The 16,085-nt window shown below is 62.7% G+C and carries 17 protein-coding genes; 10 read left to right on the top strand and 7 right to left on the bottom strand.

Translation table 11 applies throughout. The annotated features are described in order from the left end of the window. Window positions 1-25: 25 nt before the first annotated feature. From FXY94_RS05845 to pcp, 3 genes are read left to right on the top strand one after another with little or no spacing between them, the layout of a single operon-like run. Window positions 26-739 (top strand): DUF969 domain-containing protein, encoded by a 714-nt coding sequence (locus FXY94_RS05845; protein ID WP_016664099.1) that lies wholly within the window; start codon window positions 26-28, stop codon window positions 737-739. Further along, entirely contained in the window at window positions 736-1,665 is a 930-nt protein-coding gene (locus FXY94_RS05840; RefSeq protein ID WP_016664098.1) for a DUF979 domain-containing protein, read from the top strand. The genes FXY94_RS05845 and FXY94_RS05840 overlap by 4 nt, the downstream gene beginning before the upstream one ends. A gap of 13 nt (window positions 1,666-1,678) precedes the next feature. Next, on the top strand, window positions 1,679-2,323 hold the full coding sequence (gene pcp, locus FXY94_RS05835) for a pyroglutamyl-peptidase I (RefSeq protein ID WP_016664097.1): 645 nt from the start codon (window positions 1,679-1,681) through the stop codon (window positions 2,321-2,323). Between the two features lie 74 nt (window positions 2,324-2,397). On the opposite strand, the gene FXY94_RS05830 is transcribed toward pcp, so the two are convergent. Both FXY94_RS05830 and FXY94_RS05825 read right to left on the bottom strand, forming a co-directional pair. Beyond that, window positions 2,398-2,994: a hypothetical protein gene (locus FXY94_RS05830; RefSeq protein WP_016664096.1), complete on the bottom strand. Its 597-nt coding sequence runs from the start codon at window positions 2,992-2,994 to the stop codon at window positions 2,398-2,400. A gap of 6 nt (window positions 2,995-3,000) precedes the next feature. Next, the gene (locus FXY94_RS05825) at window positions 3,001-3,612 is read right to left on the bottom strand and encodes a DUF4245 family protein (protein ID WP_040386493.1); all 612 of its coding nucleotides are present in this window, start codon (window positions 3,610-3,612) and stop codon (window positions 3,001-3,003) included. An 84-nt stretch (window positions 3,613-3,696) separates the two neighbouring features. Between FXY94_RS05825 and FXY94_RS05820 the strand changes: the two genes are divergently transcribed. Further along, window positions 3,697-4,638 (top strand): carbohydrate kinase family protein, encoded by a 942-nt coding sequence (locus FXY94_RS05820; RefSeq protein WP_016664094.1) that lies wholly within the window; start codon window positions 3,697-3,699, stop codon window positions 4,636-4,638. Window position 4,639: 1 nt separating this feature from the next. Then, window positions 4,640-6,049 carry a class II fumarate hydratase gene (locus FXY94_RS05815; protein ID WP_016664093.1) on the top strand — a complete coding sequence of 470 codons (1,410 nt, stop codon included), beginning with the start codon at window positions 4,640-4,642 and terminating at the stop codon, window positions 6,047-6,049. 9 nt (window positions 6,050-6,058) lie between these two features. Here FXY94_RS05815 and FXY94_RS05810 read toward each other — a convergent pair whose 3' ends face one another. Further along, window positions 6,059-7,372, bottom strand: a complete 1,314-nt coding sequence (locus FXY94_RS05810; protein WP_016664092.1) for a PhoH family protein — start codon at window positions 7,370-7,372, stop codon at window positions 6,059-6,061. Window positions 7,373-7,541: 169 nt separating this feature from the next. Then, window positions 7,542-8,309, bottom strand: coding sequence for a polyprenyl diphosphate synthase (gene uppS / locus FXY94_RS05805; protein WP_016664091.1), 768 nt, complete (start codon window positions 8,307-8,309; stop codon window positions 7,542-7,544). 131 nt (window positions 8,310-8,440) lie between these two features. Here uppS and trhA point away from each other — a divergent pair, with 131 nt between their 5' ends. After that, window positions 8,441-9,211 (top strand): PAQR family membrane homeostasis protein TrhA, encoded by a 771-nt coding sequence (trhA, locus tag FXY94_RS05800; protein ID WP_141742415.1) that lies wholly within the window; start codon window positions 8,441-8,443, stop codon window positions 9,209-9,211. Between the two features lie 4 nt (window positions 9,212-9,215). On the opposite strand, the gene FXY94_RS05795 is transcribed toward trhA, so the two are convergent. Together FXY94_RS05795 and mca are read right to left on the bottom strand one after the other, a co-directional pair. Beyond that, window positions 9,216-9,485 carry a hypothetical protein gene (locus tag FXY94_RS05795; RefSeq protein ID WP_016664089.1) on the bottom strand — a complete coding sequence of 90 codons (270 nt, stop codon included), beginning with the start codon at window positions 9,483-9,485 and terminating at the stop codon, window positions 9,216-9,218. Next, the gene (gene mca, locus FXY94_RS05790; protein WP_016664088.1) at window positions 9,482-10,480 is read right to left on the bottom strand and encodes a mycothiol conjugate amidase Mca; all 999 of its coding nucleotides are present in this window, start codon (window positions 10,478-10,480) and stop codon (window positions 9,482-9,484) included. Before mca ends, FXY94_RS05795 begins: the two co-directional genes overlap by 4 nt. Before the next feature lie 34 nt (window positions 10,481-10,514). Here mca and FXY94_RS05785 point away from each other — a divergent pair, with 34 nt between their 5' ends. Continuing rightward, complete coding sequence (locus FXY94_RS05785) at window positions 10,515-10,919, top strand: DUF4307 domain-containing protein (RefSeq protein WP_016664087.1); 405 nt, start codon at window positions 10,515-10,517, stop codon at window positions 10,917-10,919. A gap of 139 nt (window positions 10,920-11,058) precedes the next feature. Further along, window positions 11,059-11,547 carry a transcription elongation factor GreA gene (gene greA, locus FXY94_RS05780; protein ID WP_016664086.1) on the top strand — a complete coding sequence of 163 codons (489 nt, stop codon included), beginning with the start codon at window positions 11,059-11,061 and terminating at the stop codon, window positions 11,545-11,547. 115 nt (window positions 11,548-11,662) lie between these two features. Here the strand turns inward: greA and FXY94_RS05775 are convergent, their stop codons facing one another. Beyond that, complete coding sequence (locus tag FXY94_RS05775) at window positions 11,663-12,931, bottom strand: AI-2E family transporter (protein ID WP_101686789.1); 1,269 nt, start codon at window positions 12,929-12,931, stop codon at window positions 11,663-11,665. Between the two features lie 256 nt (window positions 12,932-13,187). Between FXY94_RS05775 and FXY94_RS05770 the strand changes: the two genes are divergently transcribed. Then, complete coding sequence (locus FXY94_RS05770) at window positions 13,188-13,976, top strand: ABC transporter ATP-binding protein (protein WP_016664084.1); 789 nt, start codon at window positions 13,188-13,190, stop codon at window positions 13,974-13,976. Continuing rightward, entirely contained in the window at window positions 13,961-15,739 is a 1,779-nt protein-coding gene (locus FXY94_RS05765) for a hypothetical protein (protein ID WP_016664083.1), read from the top strand. The genes FXY94_RS05770 and FXY94_RS05765 overlap by 16 nt, the downstream gene beginning before the upstream one ends. The last annotated feature ends 346 nt before the right edge of the window (window positions 15,740-16,085 follow it).

Below are 16,085 nucleotides of genomic sequence, written 5' to 3'. Positions count from 1 at the left end.
CTTACCGTTATGAGAAAGGCTACTCATGGAGTACCTGAAGCTCATCGGCATCGTGATTATCGTGGTGGGCTTCGTGCTCAAACGAGACACGCTTGCCGTCGTGGTCGTAGCCGGTCTGGTTACGGGCCTCGTGGCTGGGCTGAGCCCACTGGAACTGCTGACCCTTCTCGGCCAGTCGTTCACCGATCAGCGCGTTGCTACGTTGTTTATCCTGACCCTGCCCGTCGTGGGCATCTGTGAGCGCTACGGCCTCAAGCAAAAAGCCGTGGACCTCATCGGATCCGTCAAGAATGCGACGACCGGCACTGTCCTGTCGCTCTACCAGCTGATTCGCGCGGTCGCCATCGCGTTCTCGGTCCAACTTGGCGGCCACCCGCAGTTCGTGCGCCCGCTCATTTCACCGATGGCTGAGGGCGCCGCCGAGGCCAAGTTCGGCTCGATTACCGAGAAGCAGCGCGACTCGATTAAGGGCGCCTCCGCCGCCGCCGATAACTTCGGCAACTTCTTCGCACAGAACCTGTTCCTCGGCGCACCGGGCGTACTGCTCATCGTGTCGACAATGGCGGAGCAGGACTACACCCAGGTCACCCCGCTTGCGGTGGCACTGTGGTCGATCCCTGTCGCGATTGCAACCATGATCTTTGGCGTCGTGCGCAACTTCCTTCTCGACCGCCGTCTTCGCGCCGAATCGACCTCCGGCGCTGCGTCGGCCGGTACCGAAGGGAGCGTGAAGGCATGACTCCCGATATCGTGATCGGCGAATTTTTCTTCATCCTCGTCGGCGTGATCTTCGCGATTACGGGCGGCCTGTGCGGGAAAGATGCCGCACTCAAGAACCGCATCCCGGCGGCGACCTTCTGGTTCATTCTCGCGTTCGCGTTTATCACCGGCCCTTGGGTACCGGCGTGCCTCATCGGCATCTGCGTCATCGCGCTCGCCACGATCACCGCCGTGTGGGGCGTAAAGCCCGCCGCGGTCGATCGCCCCGACCCCGCGCACGTTGAGGAACGCGCTTCGAAGCTCGGCTACAAAGTCTTTATTCCTGCACTGTCGCTCGCTGTTTTCGCGCTCGTCGCGGCAACCGTGTACCAGAAACTCGAGATGCCGACCTACCTCGCGGTGGGGACCGGCGCCGTGCTCGCCACCGTCGTGGGCCTCGTCGTCACGAAGGCGCCCGCAAAATTCGTGGCGGTCGACGGCGCACGCCTCACAATGGACGTCGGACCGGTGGGAATTCTTCCCCAGCTGCTCGCGGCCCTCGGTGCGGTGTTTACCGCCGCGGGCGTGGGCACGGTCATTGCCGACACCGTCGCGAAAGTCATTCCGGCACACAACCCCCTCGTGGGAGTCATCGCCTACTGCGTGGGCATGGCCCTTTTCACCGTGATCATGGGCAACGGCTTCGCAGCGTTCTCCGTGATTACCGTCGGCATCGGTATCCCGTTCGTCGTCGCGCAGGGTGGAAACCCGATCATCGTGGCAGCGCTCGGCCTGACCGCGGGCTACTGCGGCACACTCCTGACCCCTATGGCCGCCAACTTCAACGTGGTTCCCGCGGTCTTGCTCGAGATGAAAGACAAGTACGGGGTCATCAAGTCTCAAGCCGTGACTGCCACGCTGCTTTTGCTTGTGCACATCGTGCTCATGTACACCCTCGCGTTCTAATTGGAGGAACACCATGTCAATCCTTGTGACCGCATTTGATCCGTTTGGCGGGGAGAAGATCAACCCCGCGCTCGAGGCCGTGAAGGCACTTCCCGCCGAAATCGCGGGAGAAGAGGTCATCACGGTCGAAGTGCCCACAGTGTTCGGCAAAGCTATCGAGGCGGCGACGGCAGCGATCGAGAAGCACCAGCCGAGTGCCGTGCTCTGTGTCGGCCAGGCTGGCGGGCGCTTCGACATCACCCCAGAGCGCGTCGCGATCAACATCGACGATGCGCGCATCCCCGATAACGACGGCAATCAGCCCATTGATGAGCCCGTGGTTGACGGGGCACCGTCGGCGTACTTCGCGACCCTGCCGATCAAGGCGATGGCCGCGGCGATTCGCGACGCGGGCGTTCCCGCCTCGGTCTCGAACTCGGCGGGGACCTTCGTGTGCAACCACATCATGTACGGCGTTCTGCACCACCTCGCAACCAAGGGCCCGAAAGACACCCGCGGTGGCTTCGTGCACGTGCCGTTCATCCCCGAGCAGACCGTGGGCAAGCCTGGTCAGCCCTCGCTTTCCACGGAGACGATCACGAAGGGGCTCACCGCAGCGATCCGCGCGATCGCTGAGAACGCGAGCGATGTGGCCACGGTCGAGGGCACGACACACTGAACCCCACGCACACACCGCACTCGGGGCGCTATGGCGCCACGGATACGAGTGCGTATCGCGGCAGCGCGGATCTCTTACCGCGCTGCCGCGCGTGCGTGAAGGTACGTGCCGAGAACGGCCACCACGAGAGCGACGACGGCAACGCCTGAAACCCACATGCCGATCGCCCCGAAGATGAGCGTGCTCGTGACGGCCGCTCCCCCCTGCACAACGATCCACACGAGAAGCGGGGCGAACAGGAGAACAAAGGCGAGGATCCACGCAGTGACGAGGGCGCCCGTTGTTGTGCACGTGCGCACCGCGACGATGCCCGTTAGCGCAAACAGCGCTGCACCTGCGATCACGCACGCGAGCTGGGCGGTCGAGAAAATGCCTCCCCAGGCAAAAATTGCGAGGAGCGCGGAGGCGACGAGGCCAAGCACGATGACGACGGGGGCGGTTGCTGAGCGCGGGTGTTGCCGGCTCTGTCTTCCGGGGGCCTCTACCGGCGTCGAAGCCGCGGTGCGGTCGGGCGCAGACGTGCGCGCGGGCCTCGCGGTGGGCGTTGACGCAGTTGGGTCGGGACTCGCGACAGGCGCGAGGACCTCGGTGGGGTCTGCACCAAGCGGCGCATCGAGCTTTTCGGTGGCGTCGGCACTACCGCGCGACGGACGGTGGGAGTTGTCGTTCATGGTTCCTCACTTGTTGACACGGTCGAGGGCGGCCTTCATAAGCGCGGCGTGCTCATCTTTCTCTCCTGCCCCGTAAACGATGAGCGTCGTCTCTCGAGCGGAGCATACGATTCCCGACACCGGCTTAGCAGCGTCCGCGTTTGTGTCGCTCGAGGGGGATTGAATTTCGAGATTCGCACACTCCGTGCCTCTGATCTCGAAGTAATCGGTCTGCGTCACTTTTCCGCGGATTCGAGGGGCGAGCGTGGAAAAATCTGTTTGCGCCTGAAGGAGAGTTTCCAGCTCACCGGAAGGCGAGGTGTAGCGCACCTCCCAGTTGGCCGGTTCGGTCGTCGACATTTTCGCCTCACGCACCGTAAACCCTTCCGGCTCGACGTCGGCCGCGCGAAATCCGAGTGACTCACTCGCACGCGCCGCGCTTTCGCCCACATTGACATGTGAACGCGCGGAGGAGGCCGTATCACGATCGTTCCGTCCGAGCCCGACGATGACAACCGCGGCAATAGCTACCACAATGAGGTTCAGTCCGATCGCCCACACAAGGTTCCGTACCGAGGTGTTTTTCTTCGTGGGCAGCTCGCGCTTTTTCCGCTGCGGTCTCTCGTGAGATTCGGCCATACCGCCATTGTTCCAAATTCCGAAGCGTCGCGCGCCGTGACTGAGGACCATGCGGCCCCCGCTGTGATCTGAAACAATACTGGCGTGAGTACCTATCTAACGATCGGCGAAGCGCTGACAGACATCGTAATCCGCAAAGACGCTCCCAGGGCCGAGCTCCCGGGTGGGTCCCCCATGAACGTGGCCGTTGCCCTCGGCCGCCTCGGCCACACCTCGCACCTGCTCACCCACATCGGCGATGACGAGCGCGGGCGCGCCATTGTGCAGCATGTTGAATCCTCGAACGTCTCGCTCACCCCCGGTTCGGTAAGGCCTGGGGCTCACACCTCGACTGCGGCCGCGACGATCGGCGAAGGCGGCGCGGCTTCATACGACTTCGACATCACGTGGGACCCCGATCCACGAGGACTGCCCGCAAAGGTCGATGCGGTGCACACCAGCTCGATCGCCGCGACACTCGAGCCAGGCGCCGATACCCTCCGCACGGTCGTGGCTTCGCTCCGCGAGAGCGCCCTTATCTCCTACGATCCGAACGCGCGCCCCACCCTCATGGGAGATCCCGCGATTGCGCGCGAACCAATCGAGGAGAACATCGCGCTCGCCGACATCGTGAAGGCCTCAGACGAAGACCTCGAGTGGCTGTATGAAACGACCGACATCGACCAGGCTGCGCAATCATGGCTTCGCAGAGGCGTGAAGCTCGCGGTCATTACGCGCGGTGAGAAGGGCGCGACGGCGTTCACCGCGCAGGGGCGATTCGATATTCCGGGCGTCCGCGTCGACGTCACCGACACGGTTGGAGCGGGAGACACATTCTCGGCCGGCCTCCTCGATGCACTCTCACGCAAGGGGCTCCTCGGGGCTTCGGGCCGCGAGAAGATCAGCGCGCTCGAGGGGACGGCCATCGAGGACATCCTCGCGCACGCCGCGCTCCTCGCATCCGTGACAGTATCTCGCGCGGGCGCGAATCCGCCGTGGACGCGCGAAATCGCTGATCGCTGCACGCTCACATCCACGGAGGACTGACATGACTGGCACCGAAGATTTCCGCATCGAACACGACACCATGGGTGAGGTGCGAGTTCCCGTTTCGGCGCTCTACGGTGCGCAAACCCAGCGCGCAGTGGAAAACTTCCCCATCTCCCATCGCCCTCTCGCACCGTCGAACATTCACGCGCTCGCGGAGGTCAAGCGCGCCGCTGCCCTAGCGAACGCCGAACTCGGCGTTCTCGACGAGGAGCGCGCCGAGGCCATCGCCCGGGCCGCCGAGCGCGTCAGCGAAGGCGAGTTCGATGCACAGTTCCCGATCGACGTGTACCAAACGGGTTCGGGCACGAGCTCGAACATGAATATGAACGAGGTGCTCGCGCATCTCGCGAGCACGAACGAACGCCCGGTGCACCCGAACGACCACGTCAATGCTTCGCAATCGAGCAACGACACCTTCCCCACAGCCGTGCATCTCGCCGTGACGCGCGATGTCACGACTCTCCTCATACCGGCCCTCGAGTCGCTCGCGGGCGCGCTCGAGCGCAAAGAACGCGAATTTGCGGGGGTCGTCAAGAGCGGCCGCACGCACCTAATGGACGCTACCCCCGTCACCCTCGGCCAGGAATTCGGTGGTTTTGCCGCGCAGGTACGCTACGGGATCGAACGTGTCGAGGCCGCAATCGGCCGCACCGCCGAGCTGCCCCTCGGCGGGACCGCCGTGGGCACCGGCATTAATACCCCCGCGGGTTTCGCCTCGCGAGTCATTGAACTCCTCCGCGAGCGCACTGGCCTCCCGCTCACGGAGGCGCGCAATCACTTCGAAGCGCAGTCGGCACGCGACTCCCTCGTCGAAATGAGCGGGGCGATTCGCACACTCGCGGTTTCTCTCACGAAGATCTGCAATGACCTTCGATGGATGGGATCGGGCCCCAACACGGGACTTGGCGAAATCGCGCTACCCGATCTCCAGCCGGGCAGTTCGATCATGCCCGGGAAGGTCAATCCGGTTATTCCCGAGGCGGTGCTCATGGTGTGTGCACGCGTTGTCGGCAATGATGCGGCGATCGCGTGGGGCGGCGCACAGGGGGCGTTCGAACTGAACGTTCAGATCCCTCTCATGGGAACGGCACTTCTCGAGTCGATCACACTTCTCTCAAACTCCTCGCGCGTCCTTGCGACGAAGACGATTGAAGGAATCCGTGCGAATGAGGAGCGGACACGGTTCTTTGCGGAGGCCTCTCCCTCGGTCGTGACGCCTCTCAATAGGCTGATCGGCTACGAGAGTGCGGCCGCGATCGCGAAGTATTCGGTTGCGAACCGCGTTTCGGTCCGCGAAGCGGCTATCGCACTCGGTTACGTCGAGCGCGGTGAGCTCACCAAGGAGCAGCTTGATACCGCGCTCGACGTGTTCACGATGACCGCTCCCCCTGCCCCTCGGGGCGAGTAGGGGCGCCGTTTAGGCGATTGGCGCGTCGAGGACTCGCGTGACGAGTTCGGCGACCTTGGAGCGTTCGGAGCGTTGGAGCGTCACGTGTGCGAAGAGCTCGTTGCCTTTGAGGGCTTCGATCACTGAGGTGACTCCGTCGTACCGCCCGACGCGCAGGTTGTCACGCTGCGCAACGTCGTGCGTGAGCACGACCCGGGAGTTCTGGCCGATGCGCGAGAGCATCGTGAGCAGGACGTTGCGCTCGAGCGACTGCGCTTCATCAACGATGACGAAGGCATCGTGGAGGGAGCGGCCGCGGATGTGGGTAAGCGGCAGCACTTCGAGCAGTCCACGGCCGAGGACTTCGTCGACCACGGCGCCCGAGACCATCGACCCGAGCGTGTCGAACACCGCTTGCGCCCAGGGCCCCATCTTGTCGTCGTGATCCCCGGGAAGGTAGCCGAGTTCCTGACCGCCTACCGCGTACAGGGGCCTGAACACCATGATCTTGCGCTGGTGGCGTTTTTCGAGAACCGCTTCGAGGCCCGCGCATAGGGCGAGGGCGGACTTGCCGGTGCCGGCGCGGCCACCGAGGCTCACGATGGACAGTTCGTCGTCGAGCAACAGGTCGATCGCGATGCGCTGCTCGGCGCTTCTTCCGGTCACACCGAAAACGTTTCCGTCTCCCGGAACGAGACGCACGTTGCCGTTTGGCAGGACGCGCCCGAGGGCCGAGCCGCGCGGGGACGTGAGCTTGAGACCAGTGTGGATGCCGAGATCGGCGAGCTCGGGGATCTCGATGCCCGTGTGGCGGGCACCGCCCTCATCACTCCACAGCGCCGCCATCTGTTCTTCGGTGATATCGGCGGAGGTGATACCCGTGTAGGCGCGGTCGCGTGCGAGTTCTGCGCGGTATTCCTCAGCCTTGAGCCCCGATGCACTCGCCTTGATCCGCATGGGAAGGTCTTTCGAGACGAGAGTGACCTCGGCACCTTCCACCTGCAGGTTTTTCGCGACGGAGAGGATCCTCGTGTCGTTATCGCCGAGGCGGAAGCCGTCGGGCAGGTTTTCGGGGCTTTGGTGGTTGAGTTCGACGCGTACCGTGCCGCCCTGGTCCCCGATCGGCAACGGTTCGGCGAGCGTACCGTGCTTTTCGCGCAGGTCGTCGAGGATGCGCAGAGATTGGCGGGCGAAATAGCCGAGTTCGGAGTGGTGCCGCTTCCCTTCGAGTTCGGTGATCACGACGATGGGGAGCACAACGTGGTGCTCCGCGAATCGAAAGATCGAGTGTGGGTCCGCCAGCACAACGGACGTATCGAGAACATAGGTAAGCGGCGCATTCATGGTCTCTCGCTTTCGAAGTCCTTCCGGTCGTCCACGACCGGCTACCGCTTCGATCCTTGCACCGTTTTCGGCTTCTTCGATCGGCTGACGCGCCGCTCATCCACGACGGTCACTTAGCCTTCACCCAAGCGTTACCCGAGAAACTCTTTGTTGGGAGACGCCGCGACGATCAAGCCCCGAAACGCCGCTCGCGGCGAGCGAACTCCGCAAGTGCCGCATCAAAGTCGGCACGAGTGAAATCGGGCCACAGCGCCTCACAGAACACGAGTTCTGAGTGCACGGACTGCCACAGAAGGAAGCCTGAAAGGCGCTGCTCTCCGGAGGTGCGAATGAGCAGGTCGGGGGCGCTTTGCCCAGCCGTGTACAGGTGGTTTCCGACGGTAGCTTCACTCACGGCGTCGCGCAGGCTCGCGAGGTCTCCCCCGCGCGCAATTTCCTCGTCGATGAGGGAGTGAACCGCATCGACTATCTCGCGCCTGCCGCCGTAGCCGATCGCGAGATTCACCTCGAACGTCGTGGAGGAAGCCTCAGCAGGTTTCTGCGGCGCATCGAGCGCGGCGAGTCGTGCGGCGAGAGAGTCGGGGAGCACGCTTTCGGCACCGAGGATGCGAAGCGGAAACCCCATGTGTGCCACCTCGCGCGCGAGGTCGACGATGATGTCAAAAAGCTGCGCGAGTTCGGTGTCGGGCCTACGGAAGTTGTCGGTCGACAGGAGCCACAGCGTCAGCGTTTCGATTCCACTTTCGCGCGCCCACTCGATCGCTTCGAGAATAATCGCTGCCCCGGCGCGATGACCTTCGTAAGTCTCGAGCCCTCTCATTTTCGCCCAGCGACGATTGCCGTCGAGGATGATGCCGACATGGCGCGGCACGGACCCCGCGGGAAGTGCGGAGTGCGGCGTGGTGTCAGCAGGTCTCGAGGAATTCACGCCCTCCATTGTGGCAGGAGCGTCCCAGCCGACGCGCGCTTGCCCGGCATTTCCCACGACTCCTTCACAAAAGATTCGTGGAAGAGTCAAAAAAGTGGACGTCCCGTGACACCTACGCCACCGTAAGTTACGCTACCGTTATGAGCACCGATCAGCGAAACACGCAGCAGAGCGTAGCGAGCGTCGGAACCTCTCCCACCAACGGCGAAGCGGTGCCCACCGCCGCCAACGGGGCGAGCGTTCCCGAGCTCCTTGGCGCGTACGGAATTCACCTGCCCACGCTCCCTAAAAAGCCGAAGCTGCGCGGAATTATCCACCTCGTGGCTTTCCCCACCGCACTGATCGCGGGCATGCTGCTGATCGCGACCGGCTCGTCGCTCGCGGTGCGCCTGGCAACCGTCGTCTTCATCGTCACGGCGGGAATGCTTTTTGGCGTCTCAGCGACCTACCACCGCGGAACCTGGTCGGTACAGGGAACTCTCGCACTGAGACGTTTCGACCACGCGAACATCTTCCTCATCATCGCTGGCACATACACGCCTCTCGCAGTCGCGCTGCTCAACCCCCACGACGCGACCGTGCTACTCACGGTCTGCTGGATCGGCGCGCTCATCGGCGTAGCATTCAGGCTCCTGTGGACGAACGCGCCGCGATGGCTCTACGTACCCGCCTACGTCGCCCTCGGCTGGGTTGCCATCTTCTACATGCCTCAGCTTTACGCAGGTGGCGGCGCGGCCGTCATCGCCCTCATCATCGCGGGCGGCATCGCCTACACACTCGGTGCCATCGTCTACGGCACTAAGAAACCCAATCCCTCACCGGCGTGGTTCGGCTTCCACGAAATCTTCCACTCTTTCACTGTCGTGGGTTTCGTGTGCCACCTGATCGCCGTGTGGCTCGCCGTCGTTTAAAGCGCTACGCCTCTTCCTGAGGCTCCGCGGCCTCGTGTTCCGCACGCTCAGCTTCCTCCATGCGAATACGCACGTTTTCGCGGGCGCTCGAACGCCGCACGCGCCTCGACAAATCGAGCGCAAGAAGCACAAGCGCAATCGCCATCACAAAAAACACGACAAAGCCCGGCAGACCCGGCGTCACCGTCGCCGTCGTCATGTCTTCCGAGCCGGGAGGCGTCGTCGGAGCACCATCAGCGAGAATACCCACGGCCGAAAGATGCGCGAGAGTCATTGTCGGATCCCTTCGAACAGGTCGGATTCCGGAAGCGTCACGCCAATACGCGAATGACGCAACTGAAAATCCTCGGTAGGCCACGCCTCGCGCTTAATTTCGTTGGAGACAGCGAAGAAGAAACCGTCCGGATCGACCTGAGTCGCATGCGCGAGGAGCGCGGCATCACGCACGTCAAGATACCTCGAAACATTCACTCGCGTCGTGATCGGTCGCTGATCGAGGCCCTCGAAATACTCCATTTGCGCCTCGAACGGGTTGTCGAGCCCATGCTCGCGCATGTAGCGCGCGTACGCGATCATCTGGGCCGGCGGGAACAGAAGCTGGTAGTAAATCTTTGCGACCGCCCACGGCTCACCGAGCTCAGGCATGTAGCTCGGATCAGCTGCAAGCTCATAGGCGAGCATGCTGATCCTGTGCGAGTGGATGTGGTCGGGGTGGGGGTAGCCACCATTTTCGTCGTACGTGAGCATCACGTGCGGTCGCAGCTCACGCACGAGCTTCACGAGGGGGCGCGCTGCCTCTTCGGGATCGATGAGGGCAAAGCAACCGTCGGGAAGTGCGGGCAGCGGATCCCCTTCGGGGAGCCCCGAGTCGACGTAGCCAAGCCACACCTGGTTGATGCCGAGAATCTCGCGTGCGCGATCCATTTCACGATGGCGCACCGCGCTCAGATCCGCATTTGCCTCGGGATCGTCCTTCAGCCGCGGGTTAAGGATGTCTCCGCGCTCACCGCCCGTGCAGGTCACGACGGTCACCTCGGCACCCTCGTCGACATAGCGGGCCATCGTCCCAGCCCCCTTCGACGACTCGTCGTCCGGGTGGGCGTGAACAGCCATGAGCCGCAAGCGGCAGGGATTCTTCTCGACTTCTGCTTCGGGGTGTCCACCGTGATTCAGGAGTGCCTTGAAGGTCTCATCGCTCGGTGCAAGCGCCGCCTTTGGCACCCCCGCATCCTCGGGCGCTACGCCTGCGCGGTAGCGCCCCGTCGTCATTACGCAAAGTTCACACACGTGAAACAATGTAGGCATGAGTACCCGCGAGCGCACACTTCAAGAACGCTACGGCGTGAGAAATTCCCCCCAAAAACGCCGTTTTGCACTCGTGGGCACGATCGTGATCGCCGTCGGATTCATCGCAACGGTCGTCTGGGTCGCCTTCGCATTCATCTCTTCGCAGCCGATCAAGGCCAATACGCTTTCCTACACCCACATCGACGACTCACGAATTTCTGTGAGCTTCTCGGTCAACGCCTCTCCCGGCACCGCGCTCGATTGCTCGCTCGAGGCCCTCAACTCCGTCCGTGCACAGGTGGGCTATACGGTCGTCCATATTCCTGCTCAAGCGGAAAGACTCACGACCCACCGGGCCGAAATCACGACGCAAGGGAAGGCTGTGAGCGCGATCGTAAGGAGGTGCGAAGCCGCAGAGTAGGCGGGGATACCGTCGACTTGTGGCGCGTGCCTCACCCCTTTTTTCTGACGCTCGCGTTATACTTTTATGACCACTCAGACGTGGATTCGGAGCCCATGGAGCCATGGGGTCCGCATTTTTTTTGATTCCAAGGAGAACCATGAGCGAACCCAACCAGGGCACCTGGCTCACTCAAGACGCCTACGACCGCCTCGTCAAGGAACTCGAGCACCTCGAGGGCCCCGGGCGCAGCGAGGTCGTTGAGCGCATCGCGGCCGCCCGCGACGAGGGCGACCTCAAAGAGAACGGCGGCTACCACGCCGCACGCGAAGAGCAGGGCAAACTCGAAGCTCGCATTGCCGAGCTCAAGGCCCTTCTCAAGACCGCCGTTGTAGGCGAGACCCCGGCAGACGACGGCATCGTCGAGCCCGGCATGCTCGTCACCATCACCATGGCCGGCAAGGAACGCACGTTCGTGCTCGGCAATCGTGAAATCGCCGACGACAAGGACATCGAGGTGTACTCGCCCGAGTCCCCGCTCGGCGCCGCCATCGTGAACGCGAAGGCCGGCGACACGGTCGATTACACCGCCCCTAACGGGAAGGCGATCCCGATCGTGATCAAGGCTGCAAAGCCGTACACGGTGTGAGCCCCAAGCTCGATAGACGAGAAAGGACGTGGAGCCTCCCTCTCGGGAGCGCACTCCACGCCCTTTCTCTATACCCCAGTTTGCGCGGCAGCTGCCCTAGCCACGGGGCACCTAGCTACTTTTTCGACAAAAGGCGCTCGCGCTGGGCGAAGGTCTTCTTCTGCTCGCGTTCGCGTGCCTCGAAGTACGCCATTGTCTTGGTGTCTACGCCAAGCGAGGGATCGGGATCGCGCCCATCGAGGTAGCAGTACAGGGCGTTGAGGAAGGCCAGGAGCGGAATCGAGAAAAGCGCACCGGGGATCCCCGCAACAACTGCGCCCGCAGAGACACCGAGGAAGATCGCGAGCGGGTGAAGCTCCACCGCCTTCCCCATGAGAATCGGCTGCAGGATGTTCGATTCAAGCTGCTGCACGAGGATCACGATGCCGAGCATGATGAGCGCGGGGATCCACCCCTGGAGCACGAAGACAAGAAGCATCGCGATCGCACCCGACACGATCGCGCCCACAAGCGGAATGAAGCTAAAGAGGAACACGATAAGCCAGATCGGCACTGAGTAGGGGGAAAGTGCAATCGCGCTGCGCCCCATCATGCCGCTCACGACGTCGATACCAACCATGCCGAGCGCAATGCCCGTCGCGTCGACAGCCGCGACGAGGATCTGCGTGCGGCAGTACGACGACAGTGCCTTCCAGCCGCGGCGGAACGCCTCGTGCGTCACGGCGCGGGAGTGTGCCGGAACAAAGCCGAGGAACCAACGCCAAATATTCCCGCCATCGGCAAGGAGGAAGAACAGGGCAAAGAGGCACACGAGCAGGCCCGTGCCGAGGTCGCCGACGGTGCTCGCAGCACTCGAGGCCCCCGAGATAATGCTCGAGGAGTTCTTTTGAAGCTGTTCGATGGCTTCTTTCTGGATCTGCCCCAGATTCCCGAGACTATCGACGTCAATTTTGAAGTATCCCGTGATGTCGTTCCACAGCTGCGTGAAACCCGAAACGGCAGCTTTCGAAATCGCGCCCCACGAGTCCACGAGCTTCCTGCCCGCCAGCACAAACATGCCGACGACGACCACGATGAGCCCCACGAGTGCAATCGCCGCCGAGGCCATGCGCGGAAGGAACGTATGCTTCGTGAGCAGTTTGACGAACGGCTGCAGCATCGAGGCGAGAAGGATTGCCACAAGCACGCTGATAAACAGGGTTGACACCATCCCGAGGCCCTTGAAGATGAGCCAAAGTGCCCCGATCACAACCATGAAGCGCCAGCTCCACGACGCTGCCCGGCGAAGGCCCATGGGCAGCTCTTCGACTTCGCGGGGGAGCGTGAGGCTCTGCCCCTTGCGTCCAGTGGATTTGTCGACGGGAAGATTTACGCGCCTAGGCATTTGCATATGCACTCCAAGAGGTGGGGCCCGGCGCTCACGGCAGCCGAGACGGAAGGTCCACAGCGTATCGTATCGAACGGCCCACCCGGTTCCCTCGCAAAAGTGAGGTGCCGAACGTGACAGTTGAGGACGTTTCCCGCCTCTTCACCGCACGTGGTTCGCACGGTCGTGGGCGCGGGGAACCCTGGCACGGTCGCCCGCAATCTCTACGCCGATACTGAAAATACTCTGCGAAGACACCTGTTAGGTTTGAGTCATGACTGCGATTGACCCATCGGTCGATAACTCGGCCGTAACATCAGCACTGTCCATGCGCGGCCTGCGCAAATCCTTCGACGGCACCGAGGTCCTCCACGGCGTCTCACTCGAAGTTCCGCGCGGTTCGTTCTACGCAATCGTCGGCCCCAACGGCGCGGGCAAAACAACAGCCCTGTCGATCGCGACAGGCTTGCTCCGCCCCGACGGCGGCAGCGCCGAGGTGCTCGGGACCGACGTCTGGACACACCCCAACGAAGCCAAAGCCCACATGGGCGTTCTCGCCGACGGCCTTCCGACGTTTGACCGCCTCACGGGACGCGAACTCCTGACGTACGTCGGCCTCATCCGCGGCATGGATATCGACACGGTGAACACTCGCGCGCAGTCACTCCTCGAGGCACTCGGTCTCGCCGATAGCGAAGGCAAACTCGTCACCGACTACTCCGCGGGCATGACGAAGAAGATCCTGCTCGCGTGCGCGCTCATTCACGCGCCGCGACTGCTCGTGCTCGACGAACCCCTCGAAGCCGTCGACCCGGTCTCAGCCCACGGCATCCGCACCTTCCTCACCTCGTACGTTGAAGGCGGCGGCACCGTCGTGATCTCGAGCCACGTTATGGAGCTCGTCGAGGGCCTGTGCACACACGTTGCGATCATCGCCGAAGGCGAGGTGCGCGCCGAGGGCACGATCGACGAGGTTCGCCGCGGCGGTAGCCTCACGGATCGCTTCATTGAAATCGCCGGTGTCGACGAAGCGCAGGGGGATCTTTCGTGGTTGAACCAGTAGACGATCAGGCCCCGGCAACCGTCGGAACCGAAGAGTTTTTCGAAAACCTCGACCGAGAAAGCTCGACCACCGCCGACGATGGGTCGAAGGCAGCGCCTAAGAAGACCCCGAGCCTCATGCGACTGCTCCCACGGCTTCAATGGACACTGCTCAAGCGCAGCTTCCACAAGAACTGGCCTAAGATCATCGGACTCGGATTTGCGCTTTTGTACGGCGTCGGCGCACTCGTGCTCTTTTCGATCGCAATGTCGGGCATGTTGTTTGTTCCCGCCGACTCGGGACTTTTTGCCCTCGTGATTCGCGCGGTGGGCCTCGGCGCCGTGGTTGTGTGGACCCTCCAGTCGCTCTTCGTGTTCGGCGTGGACGACACGCTTTCCCCCGCTCGCTTCGCGCAGTTCGGGCGAGGACCGAAGGATCTCTTGAAGCCGATCCTCGTGGGCTCGTTCATTTCGGTCGGTTTTCTTTTCACGTCGCTCGCGGCGCTCGTGGCGGTCGTGTTCGAGGCGATTTGGCTCATAGGTGCACTGGTCTCGAATAACGGCGCCGCAATCTCGACGCCGGGGGCCATCGTTGCCCTCGTCTCGCTCGTTCCCATGACCGCGCTCGGGCTTCTCCTTTGCGTGCTCATTCCTCGCGCGATTTTCGCGTGGACCTCGACGATCCGCATCGCGAAGCGTAAGAAGGAACGACTGCAGGCATTCCTGCTCATCGCCGTCCTCGTCATCGCCTACGGCGCAAACCTCCTTCTCAACTCGGGCGGTGGGGTCATGGATGGTCTTGCTCGCCTCGCGGGGCCCGTGTACGAATTCCTCCTATGGACGCCTTTCGGCGCGCCCTTCGCAGTACCCATGGACCTCGCCGAAGGACTGTGGCTCGCCGCGCTCATCCGTTTTGTTCTCACAATCGCCACCATTTGGCTGTTGTGGCAGTGGTGGGGCCTGAGCTTTGCCGAAGGGCAGCTCCAGGCACTCAAGGGCGCGAGCCAGGAGCAAGATACCAAGATCAAACCTCTCGTACCGAGGTTCCTCAAGCCAGGCCCGCTCGGAGCTTCGGCGGGGCGTTCGCTCAAGTACTGGCGCCGCGATACTCGTTATTCGACGGCGCTCATCATCGCGCCGATCCTCGCGATTTTCATGCTCGCGATGAGCGTCATTGGGGACGGTAACGCTTTCATGGCGTATTTCGCTGTGGCGCTCGTAGCGTGGCTTGCCGGCATCACGATCAGCAACGAGATCGGCTTCGACGGCCCCTCCTCGTGGGTCAACATCGTCGCGGGGATGGATAACCGCGCCAATTTGCTCGGCAGGTATGTCGCTCTTGGCATTCTCATGCTTCCGCTCGTGGTGATCGTCGCGATCGCGGCTCCGCTTCTCCAGTCTCAGCCGCAGTTCATCGCGCTCACGGTTCCGGCCTCGCTCGGGTTCGTGGCGAGTTCGTGGGGTGTTTCCCTTCTCACGACGGCGTTCCTTCCTTCTCCCGCTCCAAAGCCGGGGACGATGAAGAATTCCAGTAGCGGTGGCGGCAACGGCAACATGTGGATGACTTTCCTCGCGACGTTCGTTGGCACGTGGCTCCCCCTCGCCCCGAGCATCATCCTCATGGTCGTGGGCCTCAAGCTGATCCCGGGGCTTGAGTACGCGGGAGCGGCGCTTGCGCTCGTGATCGGCGTTGTCACGCTTTATCTCGGCCAGAGGTTCGCGGTAAAGCACCTCGACGCTCACTACGCGGATGAGTTCCAGAAGATCAGGCGTTTCTCCAACTAGCCCCTCCCCTCTCTGGATTGCATAGGCCCTTGGGTATTGCATAGGGGTTGTGGGGGTTTGTCCCTGGATTGCATAGGGTTTGTGGGGGTTTGTCCCTGGATTGCATGGGGTTTGTGGGGGTTTGGTACCTGGAATTGGTGCACGTTCTCCCTTGCCCTGGCACAATGCAGCGTCACGTCCCCTCGTGCGATTGGGTACACGGGTTGGCTGGGGTGCGCTGGCGGGTCAAGCTTCCGTTTGGGAAGCGGGGGAAGGATTCCGACGCTTACTCTCCTCACATTGCGGCCACGTGGCGCATCGAGAACGGGCGACAGCACGGTCGATTAGAGCTTGATCGATCAGGGCG

This window comes from Dermabacter jinjuensis, assembly GCF_902381725.1.
Lineage (GTDB): Bacteria > Actinomycetota > Actinomycetes > Actinomycetales > Dermabacteraceae > Dermabacter > Dermabacter hominis.
The sequence above is the reverse complement of the archived record's forward strand: the minus strand, read 5'-3'. Positions and strand labels throughout refer to the sequence as shown.